Here is a 14,430-nt window from a genome sequence, read left to right as displayed (position 1 = left end):
CATCGATCGGCAGCGACGCAAGGTGGTCGGCCTGGGCACGGTGCTCAGCCTGGCCGTTGCGGCGGGCCTGCTGCGGCCCAGCCAGGCCTGGGCGGTGCAGGCCGACTGGAACAAGCAGGCCTTCGATGCCAAGAGCATGCAGGACGTGATCAAGGCGCTGGGCGGCGGCGACGCCGTGGCCAGCGACCAGATCACGCTGGTGGCTCCCGACATTGCCGAGAACGGCGCGGTGGTGCCGGTGGGGGCGGTCAGCAAGCTGCCCAACACCGAGCAGATCTCCATCCTGGTCACCAAGAACCCGAACGCCCTGGCTGCCAGTTTCACGCTGCCCGCAGGCACCGAGCCCGAAGTGGCGACGCGCGTGAAGATGGGCCAGACCTCGGACGTGTACGCCCTGGTGAAGGCCGACGGCAAGTACTACACGGCGCACAAGGAAATCAAGGTGACCCTGGGCGGCTGCGGCGGTTGATCCGCGCAGCGGCTACGAGCAATCAAGGAGACAGCACATGGAAGCAAGGCCGATGCGGATCCGCGCCGCGGAAAAAGACGGCGTGATCGAGGTGAAGGTCCTGATGAGCCACATCATGGAAACCGGGCAGCGCAAGGACGCCGAAGGCAAGGTGGTGCCGGCGCATTTCATCCAGGACGTGGTGGTGAAGAACGGCGACAAGGTGGTGCTTGCGGCGCAATGGGGGCCAGCGGTGTCGCGCGACCCGTTCCTGTCGTTCAAGTTCAAGGGCGGCGCCAAGGGCGACAAGGTCAGCGTCACGTGGAAAGACAGCGAAGGCGCGACCCGCACGGACACCACCACGGTGACCTAGCGTTTCGGATGTGTGAATGAAGGCGGACAAACAATAAGCGCCCGCCGGCGCGCAAGGCCGGCAGGGCAACCGCGTGAGGAGACATACATGGATAGGAAACGCATGGCCGCCGCCTGTGCGCTGGCCGGCTTCGCGCTGGCTGGGGCGAGGTTCGCCGGGGCCGCGACCGAACAGGACACGGCGCAGGGCATCGCGCAGTACCGCGAAATGCTGGCCGACGGCAATCCGGCCGAGCTGATCGAGATGGCGGGCGAGGATCTGTGGAAGGAAAGCCGCGGGCCGAAGAAGGCCTCGTTGGAAAAGTGCGACCTGGGCCAGGGCGCCGGCGTGGTCAAGGGCGCGTATGCGCAGCTGCCTCGCTACTTCGAGGATGCCGGCCGCGTCATGGACCTGGAGAGCCGCCTGGTCTATTGCATGGTGCAGCTGCAAGGCCTGGAGGCCGCCGAGGTCACCAAGAAGCCCTTCTCGGGCGACGGGCAGTACTCCACCGATATCGAGGCGCTGGTGGCGTATGTGGCAGGCCTGTCGCGCGGCATGAAGATCGCCGTGCCCCAGAGTCATCCCAAGGAGCAGGCGGCCTACGCGCGCGGCCGCGACATCTTCTACTACCGCGGCGGTCCGTACGATTTCTCCTGTGCGTCCTGCCATACCGGCGACAACAAGCGCATCCGTCTGCAGGACCTGCCCAACCTGACCAAACAGGAGCCCGCGCGCGCGGCCTTTGCCAGCTGGCCGGCCTATCGCGTGTCGCAAGGCGCATTGCGGTCGATGCAATGGCGCCTGCAGGACTGCTTCCGCCAGCAGCGCATGCCCTTGCTGAAGTACGGTTCGGACGCGTCGGTGGACCTGACCGTGTTCCTGGGTGTCAACGCCAACGGCGGCCAGATGATGGCCCCGGCCATCAAGCGGTAAAGGGGGAATCATGCGCAAGATACGCACGACCTGGCCCGGCCTGGCGGCCTTGGGCCTGCTTCTGGCGGCGAACGCCGCAGCGCAGCAGCCGGCGCCGAAAGCGGCTGTCGATCACCAGGCGCTGGTCGCGGAGCTGAAGGATTCATTCGTCGAACGCGGCCTCGCCAAGTTGGACCGGATTGACCAGTCGCCGATGCAGCGGGCCTGTTCGATCGCCGAAGCAGGCGGCGAGATGCCGGCGGACACCGCCCTGAAGATCACGCAGGAGGCCGCCGCCAACGTCAAGCCGCCCGCCGACGGCAACTACATCGGCGATTGGCGGCAGGGCGAGAAAGTGGCGCAGAACGGCCGCGGCCTGCAGTTCTCGGACACCGCCAAGACGATCAACGGCGGCAACTGCTATGCCTGCCACCAGATGACCAAGGCCGAGATTTCGTTTGGCAACATCGGCCCCTCGCTCTACCAGTACGGCAAGCTGCGCGGCAACAGCAAGGAAATGGTCGCCTACACCTGGAACAAGATCTACGACTCGCACGCCACCATGCCCTGTTCCAACATGCCGCGCTTCGGCGCGGCCGGAATCCTGACGGAACAGCAACTCAAGGACGTGATGGCGCTGCTGCTGGATCCGCAATCCGCCGTCAATGACGACCAGGCCAAGCCTTGAACACGGCCGCGCGCGGAGGACGCATGAACGCTGTTTCCAGATACGGCCGCTTGCTGCTGGCCGCGGGCATGCTGGCCGCCGCAGCGGCCCATGCCCAGGCGCCGCCGAAGGTGGGGGACAAGCTCGTGATGCCGGATGTGCAGTTGCTGGACGGCACCCGGCTGTCTGCCGCCGATCTTGCGGGCAAGCCGCTGGTGGTGGAGTACTGGGCTTCCTGGTGCCCCTACTGCGCGCGGCAGAATCCGCATCTGCAGAAGCTCACCGAGGCGGCTCGCGACAAGGGTCTGCGCATCCTGACGGTCAGCATCGACAAGGATGAGCAGGCCGCGCGCGACTACATCGCCAAACATGGCTACACCTTCGGCGTAGCCATGGACAACGAGGCCCTGCGCGCAGTGTTCGGCAAGCGCCGCGTCATCCCCGAAATCTTCGTGCTGGACGCGAACGGCAAGCTGCTTGAGGCCATCCCCGGCGAAATGTTCGAGGAGGATGTGCTCGAACTGCTGCGCCACGCTACGCCGCGCTCCTGAGCGCATCCCTTCCTCTTACACGGTTGGACCGATGATCAATCGACGCGAGTTTCTTCAGATGCTGGCGGTCGCCTCCGCGGGCGGCATGGGCCTGTCGCACCATCCGCGCGCGGCGGCGCAGGCCGCGCAGGCGTTCTATGACACGCCCGCCTTCGGCAACGTGCATTTCCTGCATTTCACCGATTGCCATGCGCAGCTCTTGCCGATCTACTTTCGCGAGCCCAGCGTCAACCTGGGCTTCGGGCAGGCCGCGGGCCGCGCGCCGCATCTGGTGGGCGAGCATCTGCTGAAGGCCTATGGCATCGCGCCGGGTTCGGCGCAGGCCTACGCCTTTACCTGTCTGGACTTCGCCCAGGCTGCGGGACAGTACGGGAAGGTCGGCGGCTTTGCCCACCTGGCCACCTTGATCAAGCGCCTGAAGGCCACGCGGCCGGGCGCGTTGCTGCTGGATGGCGGCGACACCTGGCAGGGTTCGGGCACCGCGCTCTGGACCCGCGGACAGGACATGGTGGATGCCTGCCTGCTGCTGGGCGTGGACATGATGACGGCGCATTGGGAGTTCACGCTGGGCGCCGACCGCGTGCAGGAAGTGCTGGAGAAAGACCTGAAGGGCAAGGTCGAGTTCCTGGCGCAGAACGTCGAGACCAGCGACTTCGGCGACGCGGTGTTCGCTCCTTATTCCATGCGAGAAATGAACGGCGTGCCGCTGGCCGTGATCGGCCAGGCGTTTCCCTACACGCCCATCGCCAACCCGCGCTACATGGTGCCGGACTGGACCTTCGGCATCCAGGAACAGCGGCTGCAGGAAACCATAGACGAGGTGCGCGGCAAGGGCGCGCAGGCCGTGGTGCTGCTGTCGCACAACGGCATGGACGTGGACTTGAAATTGGCGTCCCGCGTGCGCGGCCTGGACGCGATCCTGGGCGGCCACACGCATGACGGCGTGCCCGCCCCGGTGGCGGTGCAGAACGCCGGCGGCAAGACGTTGGTCACCAACGCCGGCAGCAACGGCAAATTCCTCGGCGTGCTGGATTTCGACGTCAAGGACGGCAAGGTGGCCGACTTCCGCTACACGCTGATGCCGGTGTTCGCCCAGTACCTGCCAGCGGACCCTGCCATGGCGCAGCTGGTCGAACGCATCCGCGCGCCCTATGCGCAAAAGCTGTCGCAGCCCTTGGCCACCACCGAGGAAACCCTGTACCGGCGCGGCAATTTCAACGGCACCTTCGATCAGGTGATCCTGGATGCGCTGATGCAGGTCAAGGACGCGGAGATTGCCTTTTCGCCTGGATTCCGCTGGGGCACCAGCCTGCTGCCGGGCCAGCCCATCACCATGGAGAACGTGCTGGACCAGACCGCCATCACCTATCCCCATACCACCGTGACGCAGATGAGCGGCGCCACCCTCAAGACCATTCTGGAAGACGTGGCCGACAATCTGTTCAACCCGGACCCCTACTACCAGCAGGGCGGCGACATGGTGCGCGTGGGAGGGCTGCAGTATGCGATCGACCCGGCGGGCGCGGCGGGGGCGCGGATCAGCGACATGCGCCTGGGTGGCTCGCCGGTGCAGGCCGACAAGCAGTACAAGGTGGCAGGGTGGGCGCCGGTGGCGGAAGGGGCTGCCGGCGAGCCCGTATGGGATGTGGTGGCGGCCTACCTGCGCGACCGCAAGACGATATCGCAGGTAAGTCCCAACCAGCCGCAGGTCAAGGGCGCCGCCGGCAATCAGGGTTTGATGTAGGAATAGCCTTCCTGCTGCAGCCGGGTGATGCGGACCACGCCTGAGGGCGTGAAGTCCGCTTCCATCACGAATGCGTCCTTGGCCAGCTTGCGGTTCTTGAGGGTGATCTCGCACACCTCGAAGGCCACGCCGCGCGCGGCCAGGGCAGAGATCAGCGGACCGACCTGGGCCGCGTCCTTGTAATCCGTCATCAGGAAGTCGACGCCGTCGGCATGGGCCACCAGCTTGATGGAGGTGTCAGGCGCGGTGTCCAGCTGATTGCGCATGTTGCGCAGCGCGGAAAGCGCCTGCGAGGCGGAGTCGTTGACGTGATAGACGACCTTGTCCGCGGCCAGGGCGGCGCTTGCCGTGCCCATCAATGCCATGCCCAACACCAATGCCAGCAGCTTTTTGAACATACTTGCCTCCCGTGGGTGCGGCAGCAGTGCCGCGGCGCCTGGCCATGATATCAGCGCATGCGCGCCCTGGGGCAAGTGCTTGCGTGGCTTCAGGCCGTTTGCGGCGCATCGCCGCCCGGTGCGCTGTTGCCGCGCGATTTGCCATAGAAGATGCGCGCGCACACGAAGGCGCTCACGGCGCCGGGCAGGGCGCCCACGGTCAAGGGAAAGCCGAGGAGTTCCTGCCACGGCCTTTCGTGGGTGCCAAAGCCCAGCAGGAAGACAAATCCAAAGAGCGCGCCCACCGCTGCCATTCCCGCGCAGGCGAGCCACGACGAACGCGCTGGCCGCAGCGCCCCAGCCACCACGCCGCACAGCATGGCGGGCACGAAGCCGAAGAGGTAGAACCAAGGCAATCCGTAGAGCAGCATGAGCAAGGTCTCCGGATCCCGGGTGGCTGCCGTCAAGCCCAGTATGACGCCAGCGCCGCCGATGGCGGGAGCCGCCACGCCATAGAGCGCTCCGCCAGCGAGCAGATCGCTGCCGAGGCGCCGGCCTGTAGCGTCCGCCGTGCGCTGCCGCTTCCTGCGGTAAGCGATGGCGGCGAAAACGCCTAGAAGCAGAATGCCGATCGAAATAAAGGGATTCATCGCGTCATGCAGGATGTGGGCGGGATACGCGTGGCATGCTTGCGGGAGCAAGCCGCGCAACAGGCCTGATGATACCGTGCCCGCCGGCGTGCCAAGCCTGCGCGCGCTGCGTCCGTGGCGGACGCAGCGCCATCCTGCTGCCGCGCGAAGCTCAGGTCTCGGCGTTGCCGGCGCGCGCGTCAGCGCTGGCGGCATTGTCGGCGAGGGCGCTCGCCCGCGCTGCGTCGGCCGCGCCCGCCTCGCGCTGGTCCGTCGTGCGCCGCATCAGCCGCTTGCTCACCATGGCGGCGACGAAGGCATTGCGTCGGGCCGCGTCGTAGCCGGGGTGGCTGAGTTCGCGGACATACTCGTTGATGACGGGTTTCATGGATATCCTCTCGTCTTGGCGCCAGGCAAGGGCCGGGCATGTTGGCTTGGTTCGGCGCGGACGGCTTGCAGCAGGCGCGCCATGGTGATTTCGGTACTGGTGTCCGCAATCGGAAAAGCGCGGCTCCAAAGGCGCGCGCGCTGATCCGCCGCAGCGGCCGGAAACTGGACCACGAGGCGCAACCGCCTCAGGAACGCGCTGTCCAGGTTGGACTTCAAACCCGCGGCCCGTAGCGTCAGGCCGCGGTATGACTCCATGGGTTGCAGCAGATAGTTGACCTCGATATTGGCGTAGCGGTCATGGCTATTCTTGATGTCGGCGCGCTTGCCGAAAAGCGCGTCGGCTTCGTCAAAGAACAGAACGGCGCCGCGTTGCTCCACCGATTCGAACAGGCGGTTCAGATTCTTTTCGGTCTCGGCGATGTACTTGCTGACGATCTTCGACAAGTCGATGCGACGCAGCTCCAGTCCCGTTTCCCGCGCCAGGGCCTCGGCCGCTTCGGCGGCCTGCGCCAGCGCGCGCGGGCGGCTCTGGCTGCCCGTGTCCCACAGCGCGAGGATGCGCGATTCGGCAGGCACGTTCATGGCTGCTGTCCTTCTGTCCGGCCCGCGCGTTGCCGGACGCGGATGACCACGAACTCGGCCGGCCTGAGCGGCGCGAATCCCACCAGGATGTTGACCACGCCACGATCGATGTCTTGCTGCGTGGTGGTTTCGCCATCGCACTTGACCAGATAGGCGTCGCGCGGCGTGCCGCCCTGGAAGGCGCCCTGGCGGAACAGCCCGTTCATGTAGGCGCCGACGTTCAGCCTGATCTGCGCCCAGAGCGCTTCGTCGTTGGGTTCGAACGTGGCCCACTGCGTGCCTCGGCCGAGCGATCGCTCCAGATGCAGCGCCAGCCGCCGCACCGGCACGTACTTGTATTCCGAGGCGAAGTGGTCGGTGCCCTGCAAGGTTCGCGCGCCCCAGCAGACCGCGCCGTGCCCGGGGAAAGTGCGCAGGCAATTGACGCCCAGCGCATTCAGGTTCCGGCTTTCGTCATCGCTGACCGTGGCGGCCAGCGACAGGACGCCGGTGAGGCTGGCATCGGTGCCGGCCGGCGCTTTCCAGACGCCGCGATTGCTGTCGGTACGCGCATACAGACCGGCGATGGTGCCGCAGGGCGGAGTCAGGCGGGGCTGGCCGATTTTCAGCGGATCGGCCGTCCGGGTCCAAGGGAAGTACACCGCAGCATGGTCGGACTTGGGCAACGCCGTACCCATGACCGCCGCCGCCATGAAGGCTGCATCGGTTGCCTCCGGCGGAGCATCGACGATCATGAAGGCGCGCCGCTCCTTGCAGTAGGTCGCGGCAGCGGCAAGCACGCCACCGTCGGTGACCCCGGGCAGGCATAGCAGATTGAACGGATGGGCCTGGTCCAGCGCATGGAGCCCCAGGCTCTGCGCGGGCTGGCCGATGAAGGCGGCGTGCACATCCTGCGGTCCGTTGTGCGTGGGCAGTTCCACGCGCACGACCCAGGCTTCGGCGCCGCCGTTAAGGAAGAATTGAAGCACCGCATAGCCGAGTTCGCAGTCCTCGACCAGGCCGCCGAACTCGCGTTCGTAGTCGGCAAAGCCCAGGATCCGGACCGGCTGGTTGAGCGGTCCGCGCACGGCCGTGCCCAGGAATGCGGCAACCGAGGTCGGCGCGCCAGCAATGCTGGGTACGCTCGCGGGCATTTCCTGGATATACACCCCGGGATGATTCAGGGCTGGGGCCATGAACTGCTCCTTTCCACGGCTACTTGACGGCGTGTGCTTGCAGCAGGAAAGTCTTCGAGGGACGGCCGGGATGCCGCGGACAGAGGTCCGGGCCTGGGCGCGACGCGCGGGAGTGCCGGCGTGTGGCGGGCGTTGCGCCGCGCTTCTAGTTGGATTGCAGCGGAAAGGCAATCGGGCAAAAGCAGCAGCCCTGATGAGATGTTTTATAGAAGGTCTGAGAAAAGCGGGCAATAGCTTTTCAGCGGTGTTAACGTTCTGTTGCTTATTCAAAAGCCAGCCCAGCCAGGACGCATGATTGGGGGGCCGGCAGACGCATGGCCCGTGGCGACGGCGCTGCGGGAAATCCGAGTGGCCGGGGGCCCGACTGGCGGCTGCGGCCCTCAACGAGGAGCGCAAGATGCATAGCCTGACCCGACTGTGGCGCGTGCGTGATTTCCCGGCAACCTCGTCAGCGGCGGCAGGCCCGCCTGGACGCCTTTCACGTCTTGCCCTTGCTGTAGCCATGGCAGGCATGGCCTGTGGCGTCAGCCTGGCGCCGACCACCGCGGCGCAGGCGCAGGGACAGACCCCGACCCAGACGCCGCCGTCACCATCCGATGCCCAGGCTGAGGCCGCGCGGTCGCTGCAGTGGCCGCGCAGTTTCGAGGCCGCCGACGGCACGCGGGTGGAACTCTATCAACCGCAGATCGACAGCTGGAAGGCCGATCGCATTTCGGGCCGCATGGCGGTGGCGGTCGGCGCCGCCAAGGGCAATCCGACCTACGGCGTGGCCGACTTTTCCGCCCGGGCCGAGGTCAACAAACCGGCTGGCCTGGTGCATCTGTCGGACTTCCGGATCGAGCGCGTGCAGGTGCCCACCGCGCCCCAGGAGGCCGACAGGCTGCGCAAGCAGCTCGAAGCGCGCCTGCCCGCCAAGGGCGTGGTTACGCAGCTTGATGCGCTGCAACTCAGCTATACGCTGTCCCAGAACAATCCGGCCACCAAGACCGTCCCGGTGGACAATGCGCCGCCGCGCATCATCTACCGCACGGTGCCTACTGTGCTGGTGCTGATAGACGGTGAGCCCGTCCTGGCCGAGGTGCCCGACGCGGCGGGCTGGCGCCGGGTGGTCAATACGCGTGCGCTAATACTGGCCGATGGCGCGGACCGTTACTTTCTGCAGGCGGCCGGCCATTGGTACGAAGCGCGCGGCGCCGCCGGGCCGTGGACGGACCACCCGCAGCCGTCCTCCGCATTGCTGGCCGCCGCCGACGCGGCGCGGCGCAAGTCCGAGCCCGACCCCTTGATGCCACATGGCGGCAAGCCACCGCACCGGGCCCCTGCCATCGCGGCGTCCACCACGCCGGCCGAGTTGTTGGTGACTGTCGGCCAGCCGGAAATGCGACCCGTGCCGGGAACCTCGTTGCTGTCGGTGGCCAACGCCGATCATGCCCTGTTCATGAATCCCGGCGACAACCGCTACTACCTGCTGGTGTCCGGCCGCTGGTTTCGCGGCGCCAGCCTGGACGGGCCCTGGTCCTTCGTGCCGGGCAAGCAATTGCCGCGCGATTTCGCGCGGATTCCGGCCCACGATCCGCAATCGGGCGTGCTGGCTTCGGTGCCTGGCACGCCGCAGGCCAAGGAGGCGCTGATCGCCTCGACCATTCCGCAGACCGCCACGGTGTCGCGCAGCGCGGCGAAACTGCAGGTCGAATATGCCGGCGGCGAGCCTACGCTGCGGCCCATCGAGGGTACGGCGCTGTATTACGCCGCCAACTCGCAGGTGCCGGTGATCCAGGCCGAGGGGCGTTACTACGCCTTGTCGCGCGCCGTGTGGTTCGTTTCGGACTCGGCCCGGGGACCGTGGCGCGTGGCCGACCATGTGCCGGCCGCCATCTACGCCATACCCGTCAGCTCGCCGCTGCACTACGTCACCTACGTGCAGGTGTACGGCTCCACCGCGCAGACTGTGGTGTTCGGCTACACGCCGGGTTACATGGGCGTGGTGGCCAGTCCGGACGGCACCGTGGTGTACGGCACGGGCTACGCCTACCCGCCGGTCATCGTGCAGGACACTTGGGTCGGCTATCCGCCCAGCTATGGCTACGACGCGGCCTTCGCCACGGCGACGGGCTTCGCTTTCGGCTTTGTCGCGGGCGAGACCTGGGGCGGCGCCGCGCCCTATTGGGGGCCTTATTGGGGTGCGCCCTATTGGGGCGGCGTTAACGTCAACAAGGTGGACGTCTACGGCGCCTGGGGCGGTTCCGGCGTGGTCACGCATGCAGCCGGATGGAACGGCTGGACCGGCACCGAATGGCAAGGCACGCACGCCGAAGGCTACAACCCGCAGACCGGCGCGGCCTTCGAAGGCTCGCGCGGCGCCGCCTACAACGAGTACACCGGCAATGCGGCGGCCGGGCGGCGCGACGCCTACAACAACCCCGCGACGGGCGCATCGGGCGCGGGGCGCGCGGGCGTGGTCGCCAACGATGACGGCCAATGGGCTGCCGGCCGCCAGGATGTGCGCACCAACACGAACACCGGCCGCAGCACCATATCGTCCGCCACGGCGACCGGCACGGCCGGCGACGGCGTCAGCAGCATGGACCGGCGCGGCGCCACCTACGACCGCAACACGGGCAGCGGCATGGCGTGGAACAACGGCAACGTGTATGCCGACCACAACGGCAATGTCTACGAGCACAACGACAATGGCTGGCAACAGCACACCAGCTCGGGCTGGCAATCGGTGCAGCCCAGCGCGCAATCCGGTAGCAACTACCTGAACGGCCAGCGCCAGGCGCGCGATTATTCCAGCGAGCGTACCGGCGGCATGGACGGCGGCGGCTGGCAGGATCGCGGCATGCAGGGCGGAGGCTGGCAGGGCGGAGGTTGGCGCGACCGCGGCATGGGCGGCGCGGAGGGCGGCGGCTGGCAGGGGCGCGGCCGGGGTGGCTGGGGCGGCGGCTTCGGCGGCTTCCATGGGGGAGGATTCCGGCGCTGAGTCTGGCGCTGTTCGATCAAGCGCCTGGGCGGCTCGCGGGGCTTTTGCGGGCCCCGTCTTTCGTCCAGGCGCATTTGCGCACCCCTCTGCCGCGGACTAGACTGGCCGCTTTCCCCTCTCTTACGCATTCCGTCATGGCGCTGCATAGCTGGCTCATCTATCTGGTCGCGGTCATCGGTTTGTCGGTCACCCCAGGACCGAATACCCTGCTTGCGCTGACGCATGGCGCGCTGCACGGACACCGCAAGGCGTTGTGCACCATTGCCGGCGGCGCGGTGGGATTCGTGGCGCTGATCGCTTTGTCGATGCTGGGCATCAGCGCCTTGCTCAAGGCCTGGGGGCCTGCGCTGACGGTGCTGAAGTGGGCGGGCGGGGCCTATCTGATCTGGCTGGGCATCCAGCTCTGGCGCGCGCCGGGTGTGCAATTGCGGCCTGCCCCGGACATGCCACGCATAAGCGGCATGCGCATGTTCAGCCAGGGCCTCCTGTCAGCAATCTCCAATCCCAAGGCGCTGCTTTTCTACGGCGCCTTCCTGCCGCAGTTCATCGACCCGGCCCGCAGCCTGTACACGCAGTTCGCGGTCATGGCCGCGACTTTCGTGGTGGTCGAGTTCCTTGTCGAATATGTGCTGGCGCGCCTGGCGCATCGCGTGCGCCCCTGGCTGGAACGCTCCGGCCGGCGCTTCAACAAGGTGTGCGGCGGCCTGTTCGCCGCCATGGGCGCGGCGCTGCCGGGGTCCTGATCGCCGGCCTGCCCACCGGGCTTCCATAGCCGCCGATTCAATTTCGCTATGTGGACCTTTCATATGGTCTTTCCAGATCGTTCCAGATAATTTGTCTGGGAGAGCTCATGCCTGACTCTCGATGGGTGGTTCACACAGGGAGACATGGACGGTGGCGGATCTAAGTGGAAAGGGCACGGCCGGGGTCGCGGCGATTGCCGGCACGGGCCATACGGATTGGGTGGAGGACTACCGGCGGGTCCGCAATGGCGAAAAGCCGTTCGATTCCTACGGCTATGCGACGCTGGCGTTCAAGCGCGCGCTGGACGACGCCGGCCTGCGGCGCGAAGACATCGACGGCCTGATCGTCGGGCCGACCACGGCCTATGAGCGCATGGGAGAAGTGCTGAACATCGATCCGCGTTGGGGCGGACAGGCGGACGCGGTGCAGGCGGTGTTCCAGGCGGTGATGGCCATCCGGTCAGGCTTGGCGGAAGTGGTGGCGCTGGTCTACGGCAACGACCAGCGCTCGGCCGCGGTGCAATATGGCGGCCCGGAAGCGATGGGTGGCGGCGCCTTCCTTTCATACGTTTATCACAGTCCCTGGGGGCTGACTTCGCAGGGCGCGTTGTACGCGTTGATGTTCCAGCGCTACAAGGAGCTTTGGCAGATCAGCGAGCGCGACCTGGGCCAGGTTGCGGTAGGCCAGCGCCAGTGGGCGAGCCTCAATCCCAACGCGATCATGCGCAAGCCGATCACGCTTGATGACTACCTGGCCGCCGACTACATCGCGCAGCCGCTGCGCTTGAACGATTACTGCCTGATCAATGACGGCGGCGTGGCGCTGATCGTGATGGAGGCCGGCCGGGCGCGCAAGACGGCCGCGCGGCCGGTACTCATCGAAGGCATGGGCCGCTCCGACCTGAACCATCACGCAACCAGCCTCGGGCCGCGGTTGATCGATTTCTATCGTCCGGCGCAGCAGCGCGCGGCAGAGCAAGTGTATGCGGCTGCAGGCGTGGGACCGGCGGATATCGACGCCTTGCTGGTGTACGACAGCTTCAGCCCGCACATCCTGTTCGCGCTGGAGGGATTCGGCTTTTGCGGGCAAGGAGAAGCCGGTCGTTTCATCGCTGAACAAGGCATCGGGGTCGGCGGCAAGTTGCCGGTTAATACCAGCGGCGGGCATCTGTCGGAATCGTACATGCAGGGCTGGAACCACCAGGTGGAGGCGGTGCGGCAAGTGCGCGGCGGCCTGGGCGCGCGCCAGGTGCCGAATTGCCGGCATGTCCAGTACGTGTCCGACGTGGCCGGCAAAGCCATGTCCATCATCTACGGTCGATGAATCCGCCTGCCAGGAAGCAAACCATGAGCGCAACCCCCCGCCTGTATTCGCCCTACGATGCGCCAATGTGGGACAGCATCAATCAAGGACAGATGCGCCTGCAGCGCTGCACCGAAAACGGCGTCTTCCGCTATCCGCCAGGGCCGGCCTGCCCTGAATCGCTGAGTCTGGACTACGAATGGGCTCCTGTCTCGGGAAGGGCGAAGATCCTGTCCTGGACGGTTTTTCATCGCAAGTATCTGCCAGCCTACCCGGCGCCCCACGTGGTGGTGGCGGTGCAATTGGAAGAAGGCCCGATCATGATCTCGTACATGGATCGCCGAGAACTCGGCCGCCTCGAACTGGATGCCGCCGTACGCATGGTCTATGCCGATCATCCCGACGGCTACCGGGTGCCCAAGTTCACGTTGGCTGAGTGAGCCCGCCCGCGGCCGGCGGATATTCCATCTCGAACCGAGGCATGAACATCGCCTGGAATCGGAAAATTCCAGGCGATGTTCATGGTTCAGCTATTTCATATGTTGGACTATTTGCGGCTTGCCTTGCCTGGATGCGGGAGGCGCCGTTGGATATCATTTCTGGCATGTCATCGGTGTCCGATACAGTCCAGAACGTGGACCATTCAAGGGAGCGCTCGCAAGGGCGGGAGGCAAAGTGAGCGTAGCGTTTCAACGGGTCGGGTTCATCGGGCTGGGCGTCATGGGCGAACCCATGTGTCGCAATTTGTGCCGCAAGGCCGGGCTGCCCGTGCATGTGCATGACATCCACGAGCAGGCGGTGGGGCGTGTGCTGAATGACGGTGCGGTGGCGCACCAGTCCGTTCGCGATTTGGCCGGGCACGCCGAAGTGGTATTCCTGTCCCTGCCCAGCATCGATCATGTCGAGCAGGTCTGCCTGGGCGTCGACGGCTTGCTGTCCGGCGAGCGCAAGCCCCGCCTGATCGTGGATACCGGCACCAGCGATGTGGCGCGCACGCGGGCCCTGGCGGTCCGCCTCGCCGAACAGGGCGTGAGGTTCCTGGACGCGCCCGTGGCGCGCATGCCCGAAGCGGCGCGCGACGGCACCTTGCTGATCATGGTGGGGGGTGCGCAGGAAGACCTCGATGCCGTGCGGCCGCTGCTGGATTGCATGGGTAGCGACGTGGTGCTCTGCGGCGGGACTGGATGCGGGCAGATCGTCAAGATCGCCAACAACATGGTGCTGATGATGAATGTGGCCGTGCTGGCCGAGACCCTGCTCATCTGCGAGCGCGCCGGCATAGACGGCAAGCAGCTGCTGGACGTGCTGTCCACCGGGTCCGCCGCCAGCCAGGCGCTGAACGTCGTCGGCATCCGCGCCCTGGCGCCGCGCGAATTCTCGCAGGGGCGCTTCTCCACTGCGTATGCGCTCAAGGACGTATCGCTGGCCGCGTCCCTGGCGGAAGCTTCCGGTGTGGACGCCGCGATTCTTGCGCGCACGCGGGAACTGCTGCAGAGCGCGGTGGCGCAGGGCGACGGCCAGGCTTACTTCCCGATCCTCATCAATCAGATCGCGACGAAATGAAATGGCGGCCG

General features: G+C 66.5%; 16 protein-coding genes. 11 read left to right on the top strand and 5 right to left on the bottom strand.

What is annotated here, in order from left to right; genetic code table 11:
- The first annotated feature begins 1 nt into the window (after position 1).
- The 6 genes from soxY (at position 2) to soxB (ending at position 4,674) form a co-directional block, all read left to right on the top strand.
- A complete protein-coding gene (gene soxY / locus AXYL_RS26870) occupies positions 2 to 469 on the top strand; it encodes a thiosulfate oxidation carrier protein SoxY (protein ID WP_041656212.1) in 468 nt (155 codons plus the stop codon).
- A 37-nt stretch (positions 470 to 506) separates the two neighbouring features.
- Complete coding sequence (gene soxZ / locus AXYL_RS26865; RefSeq protein WP_013396030.1) at positions 507 to 821, top strand: thiosulfate oxidation carrier complex protein SoxZ; 315 nt, start codon at positions 507 to 509, stop codon at positions 819 to 821.
- Positions 822 to 908: 87 nt separating this feature from the next.
- Entirely contained in the window at positions 909 to 1,733 is an 825-nt protein-coding gene (soxA, locus tag AXYL_RS26860) for a sulfur oxidation c-type cytochrome SoxA (RefSeq protein WP_013396029.1), read from the top strand.
- Between the two features lie 10 nt (positions 1,734 to 1,743).
- Positions 1,744 to 2,400 carry a sulfur oxidation c-type cytochrome SoxX gene (gene soxX, locus AXYL_RS26855; RefSeq protein ID WP_013396028.1) on the top strand — a complete coding sequence of 219 codons (657 nt, stop codon included), beginning with the start codon at positions 1,744 to 1,746 and terminating at the stop codon, positions 2,398 to 2,400.
- Between the two features lie 23 nt (positions 2,401 to 2,423).
- On the top strand, positions 2,424 to 2,930 hold the full coding sequence (locus AXYL_RS26850) for a TlpA family protein disulfide reductase (protein ID WP_013396027.1): 507 nt from the start codon (positions 2,424 to 2,426) through the stop codon (positions 2,928 to 2,930).
- Between the two features lie 34 nt (positions 2,931 to 2,964).
- Positions 2,965 to 4,674 (top strand): thiosulfohydrolase SoxB, encoded by a 1,710-nt coding sequence (gene soxB / locus AXYL_RS26845; protein WP_041656208.1) that lies wholly within the window; start codon positions 2,965 to 2,967, stop codon positions 4,672 to 4,674.
- Here soxB and AXYL_RS26840 read toward each other — a convergent pair.
- From AXYL_RS26840 to AXYL_RS26820, 5 genes are all read right to left on the bottom strand, one after another.
- On the bottom strand, positions 4,659 to 5,072 hold the full coding sequence (locus AXYL_RS26840; protein WP_013396025.1) for a DsrE family protein: 414 nt from the start codon (positions 5,070 to 5,072) through the stop codon (positions 4,659 to 4,661). The two genes, soxB and AXYL_RS26840, sit on opposite strands and share 16 nt — an antisense overlap.
- 89 nt (positions 5,073 to 5,161) lie before the next feature.
- Positions 5,162 to 5,701, bottom strand: a complete 540-nt coding sequence (locus tag AXYL_RS26835) for a hypothetical protein (RefSeq protein ID WP_049797862.1) — start codon at positions 5,699 to 5,701, stop codon at positions 5,162 to 5,164.
- A 151-nt stretch (positions 5,702 to 5,852) separates the two neighbouring features.
- Entirely contained in the window at positions 5,853 to 6,068 is a 216-nt protein-coding gene (locus AXYL_RS26830; protein WP_013396023.1) for a hypothetical protein, read from the bottom strand.
- On the bottom strand, positions 6,065 to 6,652 hold the full coding sequence (locus AXYL_RS26825) for an ATP-binding protein (protein WP_013396022.1): 588 nt from the start codon (positions 6,650 to 6,652) through the stop codon (positions 6,065 to 6,067). Before AXYL_RS26825 ends, AXYL_RS26830 begins: the two co-directional genes overlap by 4 nt.
- Entirely contained in the window at positions 6,649 to 7,827 is a 1,179-nt protein-coding gene (locus AXYL_RS26820) for a phage tail sheath family protein (RefSeq protein ID WP_013396021.1), read from the bottom strand. The genes AXYL_RS26825 and AXYL_RS26820 overlap by 4 nt, the downstream gene beginning before the upstream one ends.
- A 397-nt stretch (positions 7,828 to 8,224) precedes the next feature.
- Between AXYL_RS26820 and AXYL_RS26815 the strand changes: the two genes are divergently transcribed.
- The 5 genes from AXYL_RS26815 (at position 8,225) to AXYL_RS26795 (ending at position 14,419) form a co-directional block, all read left to right on the top strand.
- Positions 8,225 to 10,810 carry a hypothetical protein gene (locus AXYL_RS26815; protein ID WP_013396020.1) on the top strand — a complete coding sequence of 862 codons (2,586 nt, stop codon included), beginning with the start codon at positions 8,225 to 8,227 and terminating at the stop codon, positions 10,808 to 10,810.
- A 134-nt stretch (positions 10,811 to 10,944) separates the two neighbouring features.
- The gene (locus AXYL_RS26810) at positions 10,945 to 11,553 is read left to right on the top strand and encodes a LysE family translocator (RefSeq protein ID WP_013396019.1); all 609 of its coding nucleotides are present in this window, start codon (positions 10,945 to 10,947) and stop codon (positions 11,551 to 11,553) included.
- Positions 11,554 to 11,704: 151 nt separating this feature from the next.
- Positions 11,705 to 12,877, top strand: coding sequence for a thiolase family protein (locus AXYL_RS26805; RefSeq protein WP_013396018.1), 1,173 nt, complete (start codon positions 11,705 to 11,707; stop codon positions 12,875 to 12,877).
- 23 nt (positions 12,878 to 12,900) lie between these two features.
- Positions 12,901 to 13,296, top strand: a complete 396-nt coding sequence (locus AXYL_RS26800) for a Zn-ribbon domain-containing OB-fold protein (protein ID WP_013396017.1) — start codon at positions 12,901 to 12,903, stop codon at positions 13,294 to 13,296.
- A gap of 235 nt (positions 13,297 to 13,531) precedes the next feature.
- Complete coding sequence (locus tag AXYL_RS26795) at positions 13,532 to 14,419, top strand: NAD(P)-dependent oxidoreductase (protein WP_013396016.1); 888 nt, start codon at positions 13,532 to 13,534, stop codon at positions 14,417 to 14,419.
- Positions 14,420 to 14,430: the final 11 nt, after the last annotated feature.

Origin of the sequence: Achromobacter xylosoxidans A8 (genome assembly GCF_000165835.1) — a bacterium.
Lineage (GTDB): Bacteria > Pseudomonadota > Gammaproteobacteria > Burkholderiales > Burkholderiaceae_B > Achromobacter > Achromobacter xylosoxidans_B.
Note: the sequence above shows the minus strand (reverse complement) of the source record. Positions and strands in the feature narration are given on the sequence as shown.